This window comes from Pseudomonas sp. BS-2016, from assembly GCF_001806145.1.
Taxonomy (GTDB): Bacteria; Pseudomonadota; Gammaproteobacteria; order Pseudomonadales; family Pseudomonadaceae; genus Aquipseudomonas; species Aquipseudomonas lundensis.
Genome location: NZ_MLCT01000013.1, coordinates 23309 through 41980 on the forward strand (window position 1 = coordinate 23309; position 18672 = coordinate 41980).

General features: G+C 59.5%; 19 protein-coding genes. 12 read left to right on the forward strand and 7 right to left on the reverse strand.

The window, feature by feature from the left end:
• Positions 1 to 54 precede the first annotated feature (54 nt).
• Entirely contained in the window at positions 55 to 963 is a 909-nt protein-coding gene (locus tag BKD70_RS02110; RefSeq protein ID WP_047279095.1) for a D-hexose-6-phosphate mutarotase, read from the forward strand.
• A gap of 63 nt (positions 964 to 1026) precedes the next feature.
• Here the strand turns inward: BKD70_RS02110 and BKD70_RS02115 are convergent, their stop codons facing one another.
• The 4 genes from BKD70_RS02115 to purE form a co-directional block, all read right to left on the reverse strand.
• Positions 1027 to 1563: a DUF3299 domain-containing protein gene (locus BKD70_RS02115; protein WP_047279093.1), complete on the reverse strand. Its 537-nt coding sequence runs from the start codon at positions 1561 to 1563 to the stop codon at positions 1027 to 1029.
• An 81-nt stretch (positions 1564 to 1644) separates the two neighbouring features.
• The gene (locus tag BKD70_RS02120; RefSeq protein ID WP_047279090.1) at positions 1645 to 1893 is read right to left on the reverse strand and encodes a GlsB/YeaQ/YmgE family stress response membrane protein; all 249 of its coding nucleotides are present in this window, start codon (positions 1891 to 1893) and stop codon (positions 1645 to 1647) included.
• A 106-nt stretch (positions 1894 to 1999) separates the two neighbouring features.
• Positions 2000 to 3085 carry a 5-(carboxyamino)imidazole ribonucleotide synthase gene (locus BKD70_RS02125; protein WP_047279089.1) on the reverse strand — a complete coding sequence of 362 codons (1086 nt, stop codon included), beginning with the start codon at positions 3083 to 3085 and terminating at the stop codon, positions 2000 to 2002.
• A gap of 11 nt (positions 3086 to 3096) precedes the next feature.
• A complete protein-coding gene (purE, locus tag BKD70_RS02130) occupies positions 3097 to 3588 on the reverse strand; it encodes a 5-(carboxyamino)imidazole ribonucleotide mutase (protein ID WP_047279087.1) in 492 nt (163 codons plus the stop codon).
• Between the two features lie 429 nt (positions 3589 to 4017).
• Here purE and BKD70_RS02135 point away from each other — a divergent pair, with 429 nt between their 5' ends.
• Complete coding sequence (locus BKD70_RS02135) at positions 4018 to 4569, forward strand: reprolysin-like metallopeptidase (RefSeq protein ID WP_052892227.1); 552 nt, start codon at positions 4018 to 4020, stop codon at positions 4567 to 4569.
• Positions 4570 to 4806: 237 nt separating this feature from the next.
• Here BKD70_RS02135 and BKD70_RS02140 read toward each other — a convergent pair whose 3' ends face one another.
• Positions 4807 to 5718: a LysR substrate-binding domain-containing protein gene (locus BKD70_RS02140; RefSeq protein WP_047279085.1), complete on the reverse strand. Its 912-nt coding sequence runs from the start codon at positions 5716 to 5718 to the stop codon at positions 4807 to 4809.
• Positions 5719 to 5897: 179 nt separating this feature from the next.
• Between BKD70_RS02140 and aspA the strand changes: the two genes are divergently transcribed.
• Positions 5898 to 7322, forward strand: coding sequence for an aspartate ammonia-lyase (aspA, locus tag BKD70_RS02145; RefSeq protein WP_047279083.1), 1425 nt, complete (start codon positions 5898 to 5900; stop codon positions 7320 to 7322).
• A 150-nt stretch (positions 7323 to 7472) separates the two neighbouring features.
• Here the strand turns inward: aspA and BKD70_RS02150 are convergent, their stop codons facing one another.
• Complete coding sequence (locus BKD70_RS02150) at positions 7473 to 7823, reverse strand: DUF6124 family protein (RefSeq protein ID WP_047279081.1); 351 nt, start codon at positions 7821 to 7823, stop codon at positions 7473 to 7475.
• Positions 7824 to 8592: 769 nt separating this feature from the next.
• Here BKD70_RS02150 and BKD70_RS02155 point away from each other — a divergent pair.
• From BKD70_RS02155 to BKD70_RS02175, 5 genes are all read left to right on the forward strand, one after another.
• Positions 8593 to 10014: a sodium:alanine symporter family protein gene (locus BKD70_RS02155; RefSeq protein ID WP_047279078.1), complete on the forward strand. Its 1422-nt coding sequence runs from the start codon at positions 8593 to 8595 to the stop codon at positions 10012 to 10014.
• Positions 10015 to 10070: 56 nt separating this feature from the next.
• Positions 10071 to 11075 carry an asparaginase gene (locus BKD70_RS02160; RefSeq protein ID WP_047279077.1) on the forward strand — a complete coding sequence of 335 codons (1005 nt, stop codon included), beginning with the start codon at positions 10071 to 10073 and terminating at the stop codon, positions 11073 to 11075.
• A 69-nt stretch (positions 11076 to 11144) separates the two neighbouring features.
• The gene (locus BKD70_RS02165) at positions 11145 to 12137 is read left to right on the forward strand and encodes an AraC family transcriptional regulator (protein ID WP_047279074.1); all 993 of its coding nucleotides are present in this window, start codon (positions 11145 to 11147) and stop codon (positions 12135 to 12137) included.
• A 188-nt stretch (positions 12138 to 12325) separates the two neighbouring features.
• Positions 12326 to 13357 (forward strand): histone deacetylase family protein, encoded by a 1032-nt coding sequence (locus tag BKD70_RS02170; protein WP_047279072.1) that lies wholly within the window; start codon positions 12326 to 12328, stop codon positions 13355 to 13357.
• Positions 13358 to 13370: 13 nt separating this feature from the next.
• Positions 13371 to 14471, forward strand: a complete 1101-nt coding sequence (locus BKD70_RS02175) for a polyamine ABC transporter substrate-binding protein (RefSeq protein WP_047279071.1) — start codon at positions 13371 to 13373, stop codon at positions 14469 to 14471.
• Between the two features lie 46 nt (positions 14472 to 14517).
• Here the strand turns inward: BKD70_RS02175 and BKD70_RS02180 are convergent, their stop codons facing one another.
• Positions 14518 to 16065, reverse strand: coding sequence for a PLP-dependent aminotransferase family protein (locus BKD70_RS02180; RefSeq protein ID WP_047279068.1), 1548 nt, complete (start codon positions 16063 to 16065; stop codon positions 14518 to 14520).
• 89 nt (positions 16066 to 16154) lie between these two features.
• Here BKD70_RS02180 and BKD70_RS02185 point away from each other — a divergent pair, with 89 nt between their 5' ends.
• From BKD70_RS02185 to BKD70_RS24645, 4 genes are all read left to right on the forward strand, one after another.
• Positions 16155 to 16784 carry an FMN-binding negative transcriptional regulator gene (locus BKD70_RS02185; protein ID WP_047279065.1) on the forward strand — a complete coding sequence of 210 codons (630 nt, stop codon included), beginning with the start codon at positions 16155 to 16157 and terminating at the stop codon, positions 16782 to 16784.
• A 4-nt stretch (positions 16785 to 16788) separates the two neighbouring features.
• On the forward strand, positions 16789 to 17241 hold the full coding sequence (locus BKD70_RS02190; protein ID WP_047279063.1) for a GNAT family N-acetyltransferase: 453 nt from the start codon (positions 16789 to 16791) through the stop codon (positions 17239 to 17241).
• Positions 17242 to 17255: 14 nt separating this feature from the next.
• Complete coding sequence (locus BKD70_RS02195; RefSeq protein ID WP_047279061.1) at positions 17256 to 17936, forward strand: GNAT family N-acetyltransferase; 681 nt, start codon at positions 17256 to 17258, stop codon at positions 17934 to 17936.
• A gap of 308 nt (positions 17937 to 18244) precedes the next feature.
• Positions 18245 to 18667: a hypothetical protein gene (locus tag BKD70_RS24645; protein WP_139047533.1), complete on the forward strand. Its 423-nt coding sequence runs from the start codon at positions 18245 to 18247 to the stop codon at positions 18665 to 18667.
• Positions 18668 to 18672: the final 5 nt, after the last annotated feature.

The following is an 18672-nucleotide window of genomic DNA, read 5'->3' on the forward strand; positions in this document are numbered from 1 at the left end:
TGACGGCGTTTTGCCGGTCTACTGCTGCCCCTGTCCTGTCATAGAGAGCCTGTCATGCCCAGCCACACGTCACTCCCGAGCACTTCACTGAAATTGGGCGAGCTGGACTGCTGGCACTTTATCCACGGGCACGCGCAACTGCTGATCGCCAAACAGGGCGCACAGGTGCTCAGTTATCAGGTCGGCAAGGACAAGCCGGTGATCTGGCTGAACGAAAAAGCCCAATACACCCACGGCAAAGGCATTCGCACCGGCGTACCGATTTGCTGGCCCTGGTTTGGCAACCTGGCCCTCAACCCGCCCAGCGTGCAAGCCATGCGCGTCAGCGCAGAACCCGCCACGGCCCATGGTCTGGTGCGCACGCGAGAGTGGGAGCTGCACGATTACGATGACGCCGGCGAGGCGCTGCATATAGCGCTGCGTTTGCCTCAGGTTGAGGGCGGCCTGCCCGGCTGGCCGCACGACGTGACCCTGACCCTGCACATCCGCCTCGACACTCAACTGCACCTGAACCTCGTCAGCCATAACCGCAGCGACACCGCCGTGAGCATCAGCCAGGCGCTGCACAGCTATTTTGCGGTCAGCGATGTGCGCCAGGTGCATGTCGAAGGCGTGGAGGGGCTGACCTACATCGAAACCCTGGATGACTGGAAACGCGTCAAGCAGTCAGGGGATTTGACCTTCAGCGGCGAAACCGACCGCATCTACCTCGACACCCCTGACACACTGAGCATCGTTGACCCTGAATGGGAACGTCGCATCACCCTCAAGAGCTGTGGTTCACGCAGCGCCGTGATCTGGAACCCGTGGATCGACAAGACCGCGCGTTTCAACGACATGGCCGCCGACGGCTGGCAGCGCATGCTGTGCATCGAAACGGCCAACGTGATGGACGACGTGATCACACTGGAACCCGGCGCCAGCCACACGCTGGGCGTCAGTATCAGCGCAAACGCGCTTTAACCTCTGCAGTCGCTGACGCGCAGCCGCGATCACTGCGCGGCCCGTCAGCGACTGGCAACAGCCTTACAGATCCTCTTCCTTCACCACCCGCACCTGCCCGGCGTCCAGCGCATACGCCGCATCGGCCAGATCATTGCTGACCTTTTCAACCTTCAACGTCCCCGTGACCCACAGCGGTGTGTAAATGTCATCCAGCTTCAAGCCTTTTGGATAACGCACCAGCACCAGTTGATTGGGAGGCGGCGGCGGAACGTGGATACAGGCACCCGGATAAGGCACAAGGAAAAACAGCGTGCTGCGCCCTTTCGCGTCGCTTTCCAGCGGCACCGGATAGCCGCCCAGACGGATGTGCTTGCCGTTCATGCTGGCCACTGTCTTGGTGGAATACATCACGGCCGGCAGGCCTTTGCTTTGTTTCAGGCCACCCTTATCGGTAAACGTCCCCTGAGCTTCAGGCGAGTCGTGGTCGATTTCAGGCATCTGTTCAAGGGCCATTTGATCCGACTTGGGCATCAGGTCAAGCCAGTCGGTTTCCGGCAGGTCTGCCGCGTGTACCAGGCTTGCGCCCAGCAAAAGAAAGGTCATTACAAGACGGCGCATGGCGGACTCAATTAAGAAAGACGTAAGACGCCGCGCATTCTAGCGCTCTCTGCGCCGGGCGCAGAGAGCACCCACGTCCAATCAGCTCTTTTTTGAGACCAGGCCGTAAATGACCAGCAGAATCACGGCACCGACCACGGCACCAATAAAGCCGGCACCTTCGCCCGCCTTGTAGATACCCAGCGCTTGGCCGCCATAGGTGGCTGCCAACGAACCGCCGATACCCAGCAGGATGGTCATGATCCAGCCCATGCTGTCATCGCCCGGCTTCAGGAAACGGGCCAGCAGGCCAACGATCAAGCCGATAAAAATGGTTCCGATAATGCCCATGGACGCTTCCTCTCTTTAAATGGCGTTAAACCAAAGCCTAGTCAGCACTTTGGCATCACGCCATCAGAGGGCGGCGGCAACCGAATGGTTCCCGCCGATGTACCGCTCAGGCTTCGTCGATCAGCGCTTCGACCCGCAGGATCTGCGCTTGCAGGGTCGCCATGTCCGCACAACGCAGGTTGGCGTGACCCACTTTGCGGCCCGCCTTGAACGCCTTGCCATAGTGATGCAAATGGCAGTCGGCAATCGCGATCACCTTCTCAACCGGTGGCACCGTGCCAATAAAGTTGAGCATGGCGCTCTCGCCCACTTTGGCGGTCGAGCCCAATGGCAGCCCGGCAATGGCACGCAGGTGGTTTTCAAACTGGCTGCACTCGGCGCCTTCGGTTGTCCAGTGGCCCGAATTGTGAACGCGGGGCGCGATTTCGTTGGCCTTGAGGCCACCGTCGACTTCAAAGAACTCGAACGCCATCACGCCCACGTAATCCAGCTGCTTGAGGACCCGGCTGGAGTAGTCTTCAGCCAGTGCTTGCAGCGGGTGATCGGTGCTGGCAACCGACAGCTTGAGAATGCCGCTGTCGTGGGTGTTGTGCACCAACGGGTAGAACCGGGTTTCGCCATCACGACCGCGCACGGCAATCAGCGACACTTCACCCGTGAAGGGCACAAACCCTTCCAGCAGGCACGCGACGCTGCCCAGCTCGGCAAACGTACCCACCACATCGGCCGGGTTGCGCAGCACTTTCTGGCCCTTGCCGTCGTAACCCAGGGTGCGGGTTTTGAGCACGGCTGGCAGGCCAATACTGGCCACCGCTGCATCCAGATCCGCCTGGGACTGAATGTCGGCAAAGGCCGGGGTAGGAATACCCAAGTCCTTGAACAGGCTTTTTTCGAACCAGCGATCACGGGCAATGCGCAGCGCATCGGCACTCGGGTACACCGGTACGAATTGCGACAGGAACGCCACGGTTTCGGCTGGCACGCTTTCAAACTCAAAGGTCACCAGATCGACTTCGTCCGCCAACTGGCGCAGGTGATCCTGATCCCCGTAGTCCGCACGGATATGCTCGCCCAAAGGCGCCGCACAGGCGTCGGGCGCCGGGTCAAGGAAGGCGAAGTTCATGCCCAGCGGAGTGCCCGCCAGAGCCAGCATGCGACCCAACTGGCCGCCACCGATTACACCGATTTTCATCGTCAGAAACCTCAGGCCAGGCGCGGGTCTGGATTGTCCAGCACGCTGTCAGTCTGTTCAGCACGGAATGCTTTCAAAACGGTATGGAATTGCGGGTGTTTGGCGCCCAGGATGCTGGCGGACAACAACGCGGCGTTGATCGCACCGGCCTTGCCGATGGCCAGCGTCGCCACCGGAATGCCCGCGGGCATTTGCACGATCGACAGCAGCGAGTCGACACCCGACAGCATCGACGACTGCACCGGCACGCCGAGTACAGGCAAATGGGTTTTAGCCGCACACATGCCTGGCAAGTGGGCTGCGCCACCGGCACCGGCAATGATGACCTCGATTCCGCGGCCTTCGGCCTCTTCGGCATACTGGAACAGCAAATCCGGCGTTCGGTGGGCAGAGACCACTTTCACTTCATAAGGGATGCCGAGTTTTTCCAGCATATCGGCGGTGTGGCTGAGGGTGGACCAATCGGACTTGGAGCCCATGATCACGCCTACCAGTGCACTCATCGTCGCGCCTCTTCTCTTGGGCGCCCGCAGGCGCGTCAAAAAACAACAAGCCACGTGGGGGATCCGACGTGGCTTGTTATAGGAATTAAGGCCGGTCAAGCCAGCCGAAGGCCGCGCAGTATACCCCAAAGAAGTGCGTTAAAAGCACCTTTGACGACCATCTGTCCGCGGCCGTTTAAATCCGGCAAACACCCGGTTTTACTGACCCTTGGGTCAGGCCACAGGCATGCCCGCGATCCCGCCACCACGCCGGCAAACAATCGAAAAAGCCTACGGCTACAGGCGAAATAAACAGGTCGACTCACAGACACCCCCGCGTCGTTAAAACCACCCACTGAGCCTTAACTGATGAAGTCACCTTGAAAACTGACATGACACCGCGTTCCGCACCCGCTGCGAGGCGCTCTTCATACATAAAAGGATTTATCGATGAAGCCCATCACGTTTCATATTTTTGTTCACGACGATGTCACCCTGAGCGACCGCGTTCTCGGCCTTCAATATTTCAAAGCCTTCACTGAAGAAATCTCCGCCATCACAGGACGCACGTTCGAATTCAACATGCTCAGAAACATCCCGGGCGTCACGAACTTCAAATACGCCTCTCAAAATGCCCAAGCCGTCGCTGACCGCTGGATGGCGGTGGCGGCCGACTATAGAAACACCCACAACTTGGGCTGGACCCGCACCGACCGTTACATTCTGGTCACCCAGGGCAAAATTAATGACCAGGTATTAGGTGCGGCCCTCCCGCGACAACCCGCCCTGATTGCCAGTGTCAGCAGCTATCAAGTGATTGCCCATGAAGTTGGGCACAGTTTCACAGCGACCCATGAAGATGCCGAAATCGGCTGGAACGCGTGGGGTTTGCCGTGTGAAACCTATGTGTACCCCGAGGTGAGTAAGGGCCGCGCCAATTGCTATCGCTATACACCCAAAAACCGTGAGCACATTGTTAATTACCTGAGGGACGCCCCTTAAAAAGACACGGGCTGTCTTTCCATCACGCCTAAAGCGGGCACGACACATTCAAGTGAACGCGCGCTACGTGCAGGTTAACCGGCTAACTAACGGCGTTTTTTAGCCCGTCTACACGGCTGGAAAAAGCGGCCAATTAACACCCCTACGTTTTTTCACGATTGCGCTCACGCAGTGAACGACACAACTGAAATACCCCGTTGTGTGGAGGGGCAAAGCCTGATCCAGAAGCCTTGCCCTTCACGTCGCTGCAGGCGCGGCGCCACCTTCAAGCTTGCGCCACAACAACCGCACGTTGGCCTTGCGCACCAAGGCACAGCGGTACAAGCGAATCTCCAGCGGCACGTGCCATTGCGGCCCGCCACACACCACCAGTTCGCCGCGTGCCAGCTCGGCGCGCACACTCAAATGCGGCACCCACGCAATGCCCAACCCTTCCAGCGCCATGCTTTTGAGGCTGTCCGCCATGGCGGTTTCATAAATAGTGGTAAAGCGCAGGCTGCGCTGGCGCAGCAACAAATTGACCGAACGGCCTAAAAACGCCCCCGCGCTGTAGGCCAGCAAGGGCACGCTTGCATCGCCTTCCAGGTCGAACAGCGGCTTGCCGTCCGCATCCGCGGCGCACACCGGCAACATCTCGGTATTGCCTAAATGCAGCGACGGGAAAATCTCCGGGTCCATCTGCAACGCCGCGTCCGGGTCGTAAAACGCCAGCATCAAATCGCAACCGCCCTCACGCAATGCGTGCACGGCGTCTCCGACGTTAGTCGCAACAAGACGTGTCGCAATGTTCAGCCCTTCGTTACGCAATTGGGCGATCCAGCGCGGGAAAAACCCCAGCGCCAACGAGTGAGCGGCAGCCACTTGCATGACCTCACCCTGGCCGCCTTCGAGGTGATGCAGGTGACGCAACACCTCCCCAAGCTGCTCGACCACTGTGCGCGCCGTGACCAAAAACAACTGACCGGCCGCGGTCAACTCCACCGGGGTGCGGGAACGATTCACCAACGTCAGCCCCAAGGCCGCTTCGAGGCTGCGAATACGTCGACTGAAGGCCGGTTGCGTCACAAAACGACGCTCAGCCGCTTGAGAAAAACTGCGCGTGGCGGCCAGGGCACTGAAGTCCTCCAGCCATTTACTTTCGAGATTCATCGAGCCTCCCAGAGGCGCACCAAATTGGGTCACACGTTCGACGCGCCCGTCGCGTCACGTCGGCATTATGCCGTTTCTGCATAGGATAGTGTTTAAAGGCATTGGCCCAAAATACCCCGCAAGCCTAGGATTCGCAGCGTTCCGGCCTATACCGGGTCCTTATCGAGATGATTTCTATCATGTCCTCCGCTGCATCTTTCCGCACTGAAAAAGACCTGCTTGGCGTACTCGAAGTACCCGCTCAAGCGTATTACGGCATCCAGACCCTGCGAGCGGTGAATAACTTCCGTCTCTCCGGCGTTCCGATTTCGCATTACCCAAAGTTGGTTGTGGCCCTGGCCATGGTCAAGCAAGCCGCGGCAGATGCTAACCGCGAACTGGGCCACCTGAGCGCGCCAAAGCATGCGGCCATCAGTGAAGCCTGCGCCCGTCTGGTGCGCGGCGACTTCCACGAAGAGTTCGTGGTGGACATGATTCAAGGCGGCGCTGGCACTTCAACCAACATGAATGCCAACGAAGTCATCGCCAACATCGCGCTGGAGGCCATGGGCCACCAGAAAGGCGAATACCAATACCTGCACCCTAACAACGACGTGAACATGGCGCAGTCCACCAACGACGCCTACCCGACGGCCATCCGTCTGGGCCTGTTGTTGGGTCACGATGCGCTGTTGGCCAGCCTCGACAGCCTGATTCAAGCGTTCGCGGCCAAAGGGGTTGAATTCAACCACGTCCTGAAAATGGGCCGTACCCAGCTGCAAGACGCCGTGCCGATGACCCTCGGCCAGGAATTCCACGCTTTCGCCACCACCTTGGGCGAAGACTTGGCTCGCCTGAAAACACTGGCGCCAGAGCTGCTGACCGAAGTGAACCTGGGCGGTACTGCCATCGGGACCGGCATCAACGCCGACCCGCGCTACCAGAACCTGGCCGTGACCCGTCTGGCCACCATCAGCGGCCACCCGCTGGTGCCGGCCGCCGACTTGATCGAAGCCACCTCGGACATGGGCGCATTCGTCCTGTTCTCCGGCATGCTCAAGCGTACCGCGGTCAAACTGTCGAAGATCTGCAACGACCTGCGCCTGCTGTCCAGCGGCCCACGTACCGGCATCAACGAAATCAACCTGCCAGCGCGTCAGCCCGGCAGCTCGATCATGCCTGGCAAGGTCAACCCGGTTATCCCGGAAGCCGTTAACCAAGTGGCGTTCCAGATCATCGGTAACGACTTGGCACTGACCATCGCCGCCGAAGGTGGCCAACTGCAATTGAACGTGATGGAGCCCTTGATCGCCTTCAAGATCTTCGACTCGATCCGCCTGCTGCAACGTGCCATGGACATGCTGCGCGAACACTGCATCGTCGGCATCACCGCCAACGAAGCGCGCTGCCGCGAACTGGTCGAACACTCGATCGGTCTGGTGACTGCACTGAACCCGTACATCGGCTATGAAAACGCCACCCGCATCGCCCGTATCGCCCTCGAAAGCGGCCGCGGCGTGCTGGAACTGGTGCGCGAAGAAGGCTTGCTCGACGACGCCATGCTCGACGACATCCTGCGCCCGGAAAACATGATTGCTCCGCGTCTGGTGCCTCTGAAGGCCTGATGCGGTAACACGATCACCAGGTCGAGGGACTAGACACCTCTCACCTTTTGAGGACTTGCAGATTTATCTGCAGGTCCTTTTTTTTTTGCTCGCCTGTCGTTGCACCCAACAGGGGTTTGACGCGCCTGTCGCCAAGCAGGCGCGTGCGGCTTAGTGCGCCACCAGACAGTCCAGCGATTTGTCGACGTACGCCTTGGCCAGCTCCGCCAAATGCACAATCGACAACACCACATCGCGCGGCGACCCGTTCAATCCATTCCCCGCCTCGCTCGCCGTTGCTCCCATGCAGCGCAACAAGTCTGACGCCTGGGCCAGGGCCGCTTCTAAATTGACACTGTCGGGTATGGCATACGTGGCAGTGCCCACGGGGCGAGCAGGCTGATGGTCGTTAAGGTAGTAATTGAGCGCGCGCTCGGCGGCCGCACGGTCAAGTGACAGGGCAAGGCACTCAGCCGCATCCGGCAGGCCGGACGAAGGGGGATCTGGAACAATTTTTTTCATGACATGACTCCCGGTTTCGATAAAGGAGCTGTCACCGGTCGCGACTAAACGATGGGTGGCAGCCGTACGCAGGTTAGTCGACCGGAGAAACCAGGAACCCGGCGCGCTCGAAGGCGCCCTGCGCACGGCCACCATAAAACGTGAGGCCGAAAAAAAGCGCCTCGCGGAGGTGGCGCCTTGCGCCTGGTTTCATATCGGGCGACTAAACCCGACCGCTGAGTGTGCAGCGGTGGGCCGAGACTAGTCCCCGAAATTGGCAGGCGCAAGCGAACGGGATTTTCAAGGAAGTTTCTGCGGAATGAAAGGGAAGCATCGTACGAAAACCCTGATTTTCAGCGGTTTTCAGCCACGCTGGCGTGGCCTTGAGCAGCGTTCTGCGGGCCTCATGCGGCCTGCCGCAGCTCTCGGGTGAACAATGCCCGTCCATCCGATGTTCAACCCCCTCCACACGAAGGTTGCGGCCGGTGCTCGCACCCTCTGAATCGCGGTTAATTCCTACATCTAAGCAGCGCTTTTCAGACGTATGCAGATGAAAAATCAATGGCTTATGCAGACGCTTCCACTGCGCCTAGGTATAGTGCCCGCCCTCTTGCCATGCATCGGCCCCGCAACAGCGGCCAGTGGCACTGCGCAAACAGCATCGTAAACCAAGCAGCAACATGGCCAGGGTCGCCTTGATCGCCTACGTTTTCGCCCTGCACACACGGGTGTAACGCGATATTTCGATCCGGCCGTATTGCCATCAGATAAAAACAGCGAGGAATAATCCATGCTTGAAGTCATCAATGACTTCCTCTCAGGGAAAGTGCTAATCGTGCTCATGGTTGGGCTCGGTGGCTACTTCACGATCCGCTCGCGTTTCGTTCAGTTTCGTTACTTCCTGCACATGTTTGCGGTGTTCAAAGACAGCTTGCGCAGCAGCGCCGGTCAACTGAGCTCGTTTCAGGCATTGATGCTGAGCCTGGCGGGCCGCGTGGGCGCGGGCAACATCGCCGGCGTCGGCATTGCCGTGACCCTCGGCGGCCCCGGCGCCGTGTTCTGGATGTGGGTAACCGCGCTGGTCGGCATGTCCAGCAGCCTGATCGAATGCTCGCTGGGCCAGCTGTACAAACGCCGCGATGCCGAAGGCCAACTGCGCGGCGGTCCTTCCTTCTATATGAAGCACGGGCTGGGCAAAGCGTGGATGGGTAAATTGATGGCAGTTTTGCTGCTGATCACCTTCGGATTTGCCTTCATGGGCCTGCAAGCCCACGCCGTGACGCACTCGCTGCAAGACGCGTTCGGGTTCCAGGTCAACTACACCGGGTTTGCCATCGCCGTGCTGCTGGGCCTGGTGTTCATCGGCGGTATCAAACGCATCGCCTCGGTGGCCGACCTGCTGGTGCCGGTCAAAACCCTCGCCTACATCGCCGTGACCCTGTACGTGATCGTGCTGCAGTTTGACCAAGTGCCAGCCATGCTCGGCCACATCGTCAAAAGCGCCTTCGGCATGGACCCGGTGTTTGGCGGCCTGATCGGCAGCGCGATTGTGATGGGCGTCAAACGTGGCGTATTCGCCAACGAAGCAGGCTTGGGCAGCGCCCCGAACGTGGCCGCCGTGGCAGACGTTGAGCACCCGATCGCACAAGGCGTGGTGCAAGCGTTCAGCGTGTTCCTCGACACCTTCGTCATCTGCACCTGTACGGCGCTGCTGATTTTGCTGTCGGGCTTTTACACGCCAGGCTTTGAAGGCGACGGCATTGCCCTGACCCAAAACTCGCTGGCCGCGGTGGTCGGTGAATGGGGCCGCATTTTTATCAGCGTGGCACTGGCGTTGTTCGTGTTCACCTCGATGCTCTACAACTACTACCTGGGCGAAAACAACCTGCGTTTCCTGGTCGGTGAAAACCGCAAGGCGCTGATGGGCTACCGCGCACTGGTGCTGGTGTTGATCTTCTGGGGCTCGATTGAAAACCTGCAAACGGTCTTCGCCTTCGCTGACATCACCATGACCATGCTGGCGTTCGTGAACCTGATTGCCTTGGCCATGCTGTTCAAAATCTGCATGCGCGTGCTCAAGGATTACGACGACCAACGTCGCGCCGGGATCAAGACACCGGTGTTCGATTCCAGTAAATTCCCGGACCTGGACCTGGACTTGAAGGCCTGGCCGCCGACACCGGCCGCCAAGGTCGAAGACACAAAACGCTGACACTGACGCGGCGGTTCTGAACAGAACCGCCGCGTTTTTGCTTATGGGGACTCCACATGACTGCTGCCACTTCCTACCCTGCCAAACGCGTGATGGTGCTGTACACCGGCGGCACCATCGGCATGCAAGCCAGCGCCAACGGGCTTGCACCCGCTTCGGGTTTTGAAGCGCGCATGAGCGCGTTTCTCGCCAGCCAGCCGGACCTGCACGTGCCGCAATGGCGCTTTCGCGAGATGAGCCCACTGATCGACAGCGCCAACATGACGCCCGCCTACTGGTTGCGCCTGAGCGCGGCCATCGTCGAAGCGGTTGAGCAGGAGGACTGCGACGCCGTCTTGGTCCTGCATGGCACAGACACGTTGGCCTACAGCGCGGCAGCAATGTGCTTTCAACTGATCGGCCTGCCGGCGTCGGTGCTGTTCACCGGTTCCATGCTGCCTGCGGGCGTGCCTGACAGCGACGCCTGGGAGAACGTCAGCGGTGCGCTGTCGGCGTTGGCCGAGGGTCAACCGTTCGGGGTTCAGCTGTACTTCCACGGCCAACTGATGGCCCCGACGCGCTGCGCCAAAGTGCGCAGTTTCGGGCGCCACCCGTTTGTAACCCTGGCCCGCAACGGCGGCGGCACCCCGGCCGCTGACATCCCCGGCCAGCTGTTCTATACCCGGCCCAAGCACGTGGCCAGCGTGGGTGTGCTGCCCCTGGTGCCGGGCATTGGCGCGCCGCAGCTCGAGGCGCTGCTCAACAGCGGCCTTGAAGCCCTGGTGCTGGAATGTTTTGGCAGCGGCACCGGCCCCAGTGACGACCCGGCTTTCCTTACCAGCCTGCAACGGGCGCAGGAAAACGGCATCGTGATTGTCGCCATCACCCAATGCCATGAAGGCGGTGTGGAGCTGGACGTGTACGAAGCCGGTAGCCGCCTGCGTGAGGCGGGTGTGCTCTCGGGGGGCGGCATGACCCGCGAAGCGGTGTTCGGCAAGCTCCAGGCGTTACTGGGCGCCGACCTGTCATTGACCGACGTGCGCCGCCTGATTGAACTCGATCTGTGCGGGGAGCTGGTGTAACGCCGGTCATCACTGCGCGACTCGGCACACAATTTGCTCCCTTCCAGCATCCCCCCGCTGGAAGCGAGCATGCTGCATTCCCATCTCACTACCCTGAACGCAGTTTCGTTGGTGCTCAGCACCTTCCAGGCCGAAGGCTGGTCGAGTGAGGCGCTACTGGCCGGCAGCGGCATACGCGCCGCCGACTTGAGCCGCGCCGACACGCGCATCACCACCAATCAAGAAATGCGCGTCTGCGCCAACGCCGTGGCCCTTCGTCGCGAAATCGGGCTCGAATTGGGTCAGCGCATGCACGTGTCGTCCTACGGCATGCTGGGTTACGCCTTACTCACCAGTGCCACCTTAGGTGACGCTTTACGCCTGGCTTTGCGCTACCCGGCGTTGCTGGGAACACTTTTTGAACTGAGCCTGGCCCTTGAAGACGACGTCGTCTGGTTCTGCGCAACGGGTTATCGCGAAAGCCCGCACCTGGCGGTGTTCAACGCCGAGCTGTGCCTGACGTCGCTCAAGGTCATTTGTGAGGATTTATTGGGCTGCTCGCTGCCCCTCGTCGGGGCACGCTTCGCTCACCCTGCCCCGGATTATCACGCCCATTACGCCCACAGCTTTGACTGCCCGCATGCCTTCCAGGCCTGTGACAACGCGTTCGGCTTCGACTCGCGCTGGCTCGATGAGCCCTTGCCGCTGGCCGATGCCGTGACCCATCAGGCCATGGCCGAGCGCTGCCGCAAACAGAACCTGGAGTTCACGGGCCGCCAGTCGTGGCTCGATCGCATCCGCCAGCTGTTGACCGCGCAACTGCAGGCCGCCCCGGGGCTTGAGGGCCTGGCCGAGCAAATGAACTGCTCGCCGCGCACGTTGCGCCGCCACCTGCACGACATGGGGTGCAGCTATCAAACACTGCTCGACGACCTGCGCTTTGAACGCGCCAAACGGCTGCTCAACGACACGGAATGGCCGATCTACCGGATCGCCGAACACCTGGGCTTCAGCGAAACCGCCAGCTTTCGCCACGCGTTTGTGCGCTGGAGCGGCGTTTCACCCAGCCAGTTTCGCGCGTAAACACCCCGCCATGCCCTGCCCGCTGAGGGTGATGCCTGCAAATGGCGCACGCCCGCGCCGAAAAGGGGCGAATTCAGGTCAATCATATTGGCCATATCCATCCCCTTTTGGCCGCTCCTGCCGTTCTCTGAAACGTTCAGGGCCGCAAAACTGTAGGTCACCGATCAAGCCTGCGGAGAATAAGAAAAATGCTGACGATCTATTCAGACGATCACCACCTGCATCACGGCCGTTGCGAGTTGATGGACGGGCAACTGATGCCTTGCTTCGAAATGCCTTCGCGTGCCGATCACATCTTGCAACGGGTGCACACCCGCGAACTGGGCCCGGTGCAGGCCCCGCAAGACTTTGGCCGCGGCCCCCTCGAACGCATTCACACCCCGGCCTATCTGGATTTTTTTCAGGGCGCCTGGGCGCGCTGGACCGAGCACGGGCGCGACGGCGACCTGTTGCCCTACACCTGGCCTGCCCGCACCTTGCGCGCCGTGATCCCCACCAGCCTGCATGGGCAATTGGGTTATTACAGCTTCGACGGCGGCGCACCCATTACGGCGGGTACGTGGAAAGCGGCCTACAGCGCGGCGCAAGTGGCGCTGACAGCACAGGCAGAAATCCAGCGCGGCGCACACAGCGCGTTCGCCTTGTGCCGGCCACCGGGCCATCACGCCGCCAGCGATTTGATGGGCGGTTATTGCTACCTCAACAACGCCGCCATCGCGGCGCAGGCGTTCCTCGATCAGGGTCGCAGCAAAGTGGCCATCCTTGACGTGGACTACCACCACGGCAACGGCACGCAGTCGATTTTCTACGCACGCAGCGACGTGTTGTTCACCTCGATCCACGGCCACCCTGAAGCGGAGTTTCCGTTCTTTCTGGGCTACGAAGACGAAGTGGGTGAAGGCGCGGGCGAAGGCTTCAACTTCAACTACCCGCTGGCCGCAGGCTCGGCCTGGGATCGTTGGAGCGCTGCACTGGAAAAGGCGTGTGCTGAAATCGAGCGCTACGACGCCGAGGTGCTGGTGATTTCGTTGGGCGTGGACACGTTCAAAAACGACCCGATTTCCCAGTTCAAACTCGACAGCCCGGACTACCTGCGCATGGGCGAACGCATTGCGCGCTTGGGCAAGCCAACGCTGTTCGTGATGGAAGGCGGGTACGCGGTAGAAGAGATTGGCGTCAATGCCGTCAACGTACTTGAAGGCTTTTTGAGCGCTCAATAAGGATTTAATAACAATGAAAGCTCTTACGCGTTTATTCGCTCCCGCGCTGTGTGCCGCGGCGCTGGCCAGCGCCGCCGTCCATGCCGAAGAACGTACGTTGCGGGTGTACAACTGGTTCGACTACATCACCCCGCAGACCTTGGTGGATTTTAAAAAAGACACCAAGGTGAAGCTGATCTACGACATTTTCGACACCAATGAGGCCCTGGAAGCCAAGCTGCTCACCGGCAACTCTGGCTATGACGTGGTAGTGCCGTCGAATGTGTTTTTGGCCAAACAGATCGAGGCGGGCGTGTTTCAGCCGCTGGATCGCAGCAAACTCCCGAACTGGAACCATCTTGATCCCAAGCTGATGAAGCTGATCGAGGCCAACGACCCCGGCAACCAGTTCGCCGTGCCGTACATGTACGGCACGATTTTGATCGGGTTCAACCCGGACAAGGTCAAGGCGGCGCTGGGTGAACAGGCGCCTGTGAATAGCTGGGATCTGATTTTCAATGAAGAGAACATCAGCAAACTCAAGCAATGTGGTGTGGCGTTACTGGATTCGCCGTCTGAAATTTTGCCGCTGGCGCTGCAACATCTGGGGCTTGATCCCAACAGTACCAACCCAAAGGACTACGCCAAGGCTGAAGCCCTGCTGCTGAAGATTCGGCCGTACATCACGTACTTCCACTCCTCCAAGTACATGGCCGACATCGCCAATGGCGACATCTGCGTGGCGGTGGGGTATTCCGGCAGTTTCTCGCAAGCAGCCAACCGGGCGAAGGAAGCCAACAATGGCGTAACCGTGGACATGCGCTTGCCTAAAGAAGGCGCACCGATCTGGTTCGACATGCTCGCGATCCCGAAAGGCGCTAAAGATAAAGAAGACGCCTACACCTTCATCAACTACTTGCTACAACCCCAGGTCATTGCACCGATCAGTGATTTTGTCGGGTATCCCAACCCGAACAAAGATGCGACCGACCTCGTGGCCCCGAGCATCCGTAACAACCCGAACCTGTACCCGACGCAAGCGGCAATGGAAACGCTGTACACCCTGACCCCATTGCCCCGAGAAGCCGAACGCGCCCGCACGCGGGCCTGGACCAAAATCAAGTCGGGCACCTGAGTCGACCTGCTGCCGCTGGCGCCACCTGCGCCAGCGGCGACGGGCTTTATCGCCACACGTGGCTGAGGCGCGCGAGTGCGGCTTTGATAGCCACCTCGGGCACGGCTGCAAACCCCAGCACCAGACCGGCGCGGTTATCCACAGGCTCGGTGGAATCACGCAGCCAGTAGCGGCTCAGCCCATTGATTTCTACGTCCACCTGACTGGCCAGCGCCAGCAAGGCCTGTTCACGTTCAAGGCTGCTGACCGCAACGGTCACATGCAGGCCCGCGACGATGGCCGGCAGTTCTCCAAGCCCTTCTACCCCCTGTGGCCAGTGCGCCAGCAACGTATTGCGACGGCTCAAGGCGGCACGCCGCATGCGCCGGATATGGCGTTGAAAATGCCCGGATGCCATGAATTCAGCCATGACCGCCTGAGTGCTGACTTCAGAGTGACGCATGTCCAATGAGCGGCGCTGGGCAAACGGTTCGATCAGGGCCTTGGGCAGCACCAGATACCCCAGGCGCAGGGCCGGAAACGCCACCTTGCCGAAGGTGCCGACATAAATGACTCGCCCTTGACGATCCAGCGCCGCCAGTGGCGACAAGGGCGCGCCACTGTAGCGGTACTCGCCGTCGTAATCGTCCTCGACGATCCAGCCCTGGGTGCGCTCGGCCCAATCGAGTAACGCCAGCCGCCGTGCCAGGCTCATGGTCACGCCGGACGGGTACTGATGGGACGGCGTGACATAGGCCAGGCGGCAATGGGGCAAACCTGCCAGTGCGTCGCATTGCATGCCCTCTTGGTCCACCGGTACGCCCAACACTTGCGCCCCCGCAATAGCAAAGGCTTGAGCGGCAGCGTGGTAGCCGGGGTTTTCCACAGCCACCCCTTCGCCCAGCTCCACCAGCAACTGTGCACAAAGGCTAATTCCCTGCTGTGCGCCGCAGGTGATCAAAATTTGCTCAGGCGTGCACGCCAAACCCCGCGAGGTACGTAAATAGGCGGCAATCAGCCCACGTAATCGCGCATCCCCTGCCGGATCGCCATAACACAACTGCTGCAAATCCGGTTTTCGCCAGAAACCCGCTTGCAGCTTGCTCCATACATCAAAAGGGAATAAGTCGAAGGCCGGAACACCCACCCTAAAAGCACGCGGCGGACCACTTGGCGGGCTGTCCAGTGAGTGTCGGGCGACCTTGTGCAGCGCGCTGCTGTGGATAACTTTACTGGATGTAATCACAGGTAAAACAGGCGTTTTTGTGGATAAACCTGTGGGTAAGCCTGTTGAAAACCCTGTGGACAAGTTGGTGGACAACTTTTTTGGCGGCGAGGTTTTTTCAGGTAATTGCGTCACGTAGGTGCCATCCCCGATACGCCCTTCGATAAAGCCTTCGGCGTACAACTGATCGTAAGCACGTACCACGCTGTTGCGCGAAATACCGAGCGCGGCCGCCAGATCGCGGCTGGCCGGTAAACGCGCCCCGCCACTCAGCCGCCCGTCCAGCACGCGCGCACGCAGGGCGTGATAGAGCTGACGGCTCAGCCCTTTTTTAGGATCAAGGAGGATACCCGCAGGGTTGAAGGCGATGGGCAGCGGTGAATCCGACATGCATTGGACCTACGAAATTGACCAAGAGTGGCTCTTACAACGAACCAATAGCCTGCCTAGGATGCAGGCATTCGCCAAGGAATTCTTCCATGTACGTACCTCGCGCATTTGCTGAAAACGACCTTGAAGCCTTGCAGGCCCAGATGCTCGCCACCCCGCTGCCCGTGCTCGTGACTCAGGGCGAGTGCGGCCTGATCGCCAGTCATATCCCCTTGTTGCTGAACCCGGACGAAGGCAGCCACGGCACACTCTACGGGCATTTAGCCCGTGCCAATCGGCAGTGGCAGGCGCTGGCCGAGGGGGCAGAAGCGATGGTCATTTTTGCCGGGGAACAGGCGTATATCAGCCCGGCGTTCTACCCCAGCAAAGCCGAACACGCCAAGGCTGTTCCGACCTGGAACTACGTTGCCGTCCATGCTTACGGCCACGCCACCGTCTTTGATGACGCGCCAGGGCTGTTGCGGGTGGTCACTCAATTAAGTGAGCGCCATGAGGCCAATCGACCCGCGCCGTGGGCGGTCAGTGACGCGCCCCGCGACTACATCGACAGCCTGCTCAAGGCGATTGTCGGCTTCAGCCTGCCCATCAGCCGCCTGACAGGTCAGCGCAAACTCAGCCAAAACCGCAGCGCTGCCGATCAGGCTGGCGTGCGCGACGGCCTGTTGGCCAGTGACAACCCGTACGACCACGCACTCGCTCAATTAATCGCCAAGGAATAGCCCCATGACCCAGCCCCTTCAAATCAAACCCGCTACCGCCGCCGATCGTGATGCCTGGATGCCGCTCTGGCAGGCGTACCTGACGTTTTACAACACCGAGCTGGGCGACGACGTGAGCGAGAGCACATGGCAGCGCTTCATGGACCCGTCCGAACCGACCCATCTGGCACTTGCCTGGCAAGGTGATAAGGCGGTGGGCATGGTGCAGACGGTGATTCATCGCTCCAACTGGAGCGTGGGTAATTCGTGCTACCTGCAAGACCTGTATGTCAGCCCACAGGTACGCGGCACCGGGGTGGGCCGCCAGTTGATCGAACATGTGTACGCCCAGGCCCGCGCCCTGGATTGCGCCAAAGTGCACTGGCTGACGCAGGAAACCAATGCCACGGCTATTCGCCTGTACGAACGCATCGCAGATCGTCCAGGCTTCATTCAATTTCGCAAAGTCTTGTCGTAATCAAGGAGCGCGCCATGTCCGAATATCTACAACACTGGCAACCGGCCAAAACCCCGGATAACCGAACACTTGAGGGGATTTACATTCGCCTCGAAAAACTCGATCTGGCCCGGCATGGCGACGATTTGTGGCTAGCCTTACAAGGGCCCACGAGCGATCCCAAGCTGTGGGATTACTTGCCGTATGGGCCTTTCAACGAACGGTCTGCATTTGATCAATGGCTGACCAAAAACGCCGCCAGCCGCGACCCGCATTTTTATGCGGTCATCGACAGCGTCGCTGAACAGGCACAGGGTTTGCTGAGCCTGATGTGCATCGTGCCGGAACATGGGCGTATCGAAATTGGCCATGTGGCATTTGGCGCGCCGATGCAGCGCTCGCCCAAAAGCACCGAGGCGGTCTACCTGCTGGCCAGAGAAGCCTTCCACTTGGGCAATCGTCGGTTGGAATGGAAATGCAACAACGACAACGCTCGATCAAAACGTACCGCAGTACGATTGGGATACACCTTTGAAGGCGTTTTTCGCCAGCATATGGTAGTCAAAGGCAAAAATAGGGATACCACGTGGTACAGCATTATTAGTACGGAATGGCCAGCTGTCGCGGCAGGCTTCGAAAAATGGCTGGCACGTGATAACCAGCCAAAAACCGGCCAAATCAAGACGCTGGAAGCCTGCAGAGCATTAGCTGTATAAAAAATGATCAGAACGCCCAACAAGGACTGTCGGGCGTTTTTGCGTTGAGAAAGGATTAAAACGGGCGCGGTAATCGAACGACGCCCATTTGCAGCCGATGGGTTTGTTGATGCAGCGCTGGAATGCACACGGAGCGCGAGCACATTTGAATCCAGCTTCCTGTCCTCTTCGCCATTGCTTTTAAGCCCGTTCATTCAGCCTCGTAAACGCCCATACGCAAACACTACGTAAATAGTCTTTTCCGCGATTTTCATGCGTTATTTTTTAGCCTCACATGAAAAGTTTGTTTAACGCTAAAGGACTAAAGAATGAAAACCCCAACAGTTAATACTGCACTGATCTGGCTGCTGTGTGGCTGGAGTGTCATGGCCGCGAGCTTCGTACATGCCAATTCAGTCACGGTGAATGTTCAAAATGCCACGCCTGAAGTGCTCCTGCTTGTATCCAGCTACCCTCCTGGCCATTTTCCAATGAGCATTGCCCCGGGCCAGACGAAACCTGTGAGCTTTGATATCGGGGGCACTTCATCTGAAGTGACGGCAACCTACAGACGCGCACGCGCGGGCACTGCCTGCAGGTTTTCAGCGTCGCATGTCGTGCATGTTTCAGGCCCGCGCTTTAATAAAAGTGCCGTTTCCACAGGCACCACTTCGGCAACGTGCCTGACCTTTCAATCGCCAACGTGGAGAATCCCCTACAACTACACGGCAACTTTCGCGTTTTATCATTAATGAAT

What these genes read in the sequence shown, in the direction of transcription:
- BKD70_RS02110 (WP_047279095.1), top strand. Translation starts at nt 55, where the DNA reads ATGCCCAGCCACACGTCACTCCCGAGCACTTCACTGAAATTGGGCGAG.
- BKD70_RS02115 (WP_047279093.1), bottom strand. Translation starts at nt 1,563, where the DNA reads ATGCGCCGTCTTGTAATGACCTTTCTTTTGCTGGGCGCAAGCCTGGTA.
- BKD70_RS02120 (WP_047279090.1), bottom strand. Translation starts at nt 1,893, where the DNA reads ATGGGCATTATCGGAACCATTTTTATCGGCTTGATCGTTGGCCTGCTG.
- BKD70_RS02125 (WP_047279089.1), bottom strand. Translation starts at nt 3,085, where the DNA reads ATGAAAATCGGTGTAATCGGTGGCGGCCAGTTGGGTCGCATGCTGGCT.
- purE (WP_047279087.1), bottom strand. Translation starts at nt 3,588, where the DNA reads ATGAGTGCACTGGTAGGCGTGATCATGGGCTCCAAGTCCGATTGGTCC.
- BKD70_RS02135 (WP_052892227.1), top strand. Translation starts at nt 4,018, where the DNA reads ATGAAGCCCATCACGTTTCATATTTTTGTTCACGACGATGTCACCCTG.
- BKD70_RS02140 (WP_047279085.1), bottom strand. Translation starts at nt 5,718, where the DNA reads ATGAATCTCGAAAGTAAATGGCTGGAGGACTTCAGTGCCCTGGCCGCC.
- aspA (WP_047279083.1), top strand. Translation starts at nt 5,898, where the DNA reads ATGTCCTCCGCTGCATCTTTCCGCACTGAAAAAGACCTGCTTGGCGTA.
- BKD70_RS02150 (WP_047279081.1), bottom strand. Translation starts at nt 7,823, where the DNA reads ATGAAAAAAATTGTTCCAGATCCCCCTTCGTCCGGCCTGCCGGATGCG.
- BKD70_RS02155 (WP_047279078.1), top strand. Translation starts at nt 8,593, where the DNA reads ATGCTTGAAGTCATCAATGACTTCCTCTCAGGGAAAGTGCTAATCGTG.
- BKD70_RS02160 (WP_047279077.1), top strand. Translation starts at nt 10,071, where the DNA reads ATGACTGCTGCCACTTCCTACCCTGCCAAACGCGTGATGGTGCTGTAC.
- BKD70_RS02165 (WP_047279074.1), top strand. Translation starts at nt 11,145, where the DNA reads ATGCTGCATTCCCATCTCACTACCCTGAACGCAGTTTCGTTGGTGCTC.
- BKD70_RS02170 (WP_047279072.1), top strand. Translation starts at nt 12,326, where the DNA reads ATGCTGACGATCTATTCAGACGATCACCACCTGCATCACGGCCGTTGC.
- BKD70_RS02175 (WP_047279071.1), top strand. Translation starts at nt 13,371, where the DNA reads ATGAAAGCTCTTACGCGTTTATTCGCTCCCGCGCTGTGTGCCGCGGCG.
- BKD70_RS02180 (WP_047279068.1), bottom strand. Translation starts at nt 16,065, where the DNA reads ATGTCGGATTCACCGCTGCCCATCGCCTTCAACCCTGCGGGTATCCTC.
- BKD70_RS02185 (WP_047279065.1), top strand. Translation starts at nt 16,155, where the DNA reads ATGTACGTACCTCGCGCATTTGCTGAAAACGACCTTGAAGCCTTGCAG.
- BKD70_RS02190 (WP_047279063.1), top strand. Translation starts at nt 16,789, where the DNA reads ATGACCCAGCCCCTTCAAATCAAACCCGCTACCGCCGCCGATCGTGAT.
- BKD70_RS02195 (WP_047279061.1), top strand. Translation starts at nt 17,256, where the DNA reads ATGTCCGAATATCTACAACACTGGCAACCGGCCAAAACCCCGGATAAC.
- BKD70_RS24645 (WP_139047533.1), top strand. Translation starts at nt 18,245, where the DNA reads ATGAAAACCCCAACAGTTAATACTGCACTGATCTGGCTGCTGTGTGGC.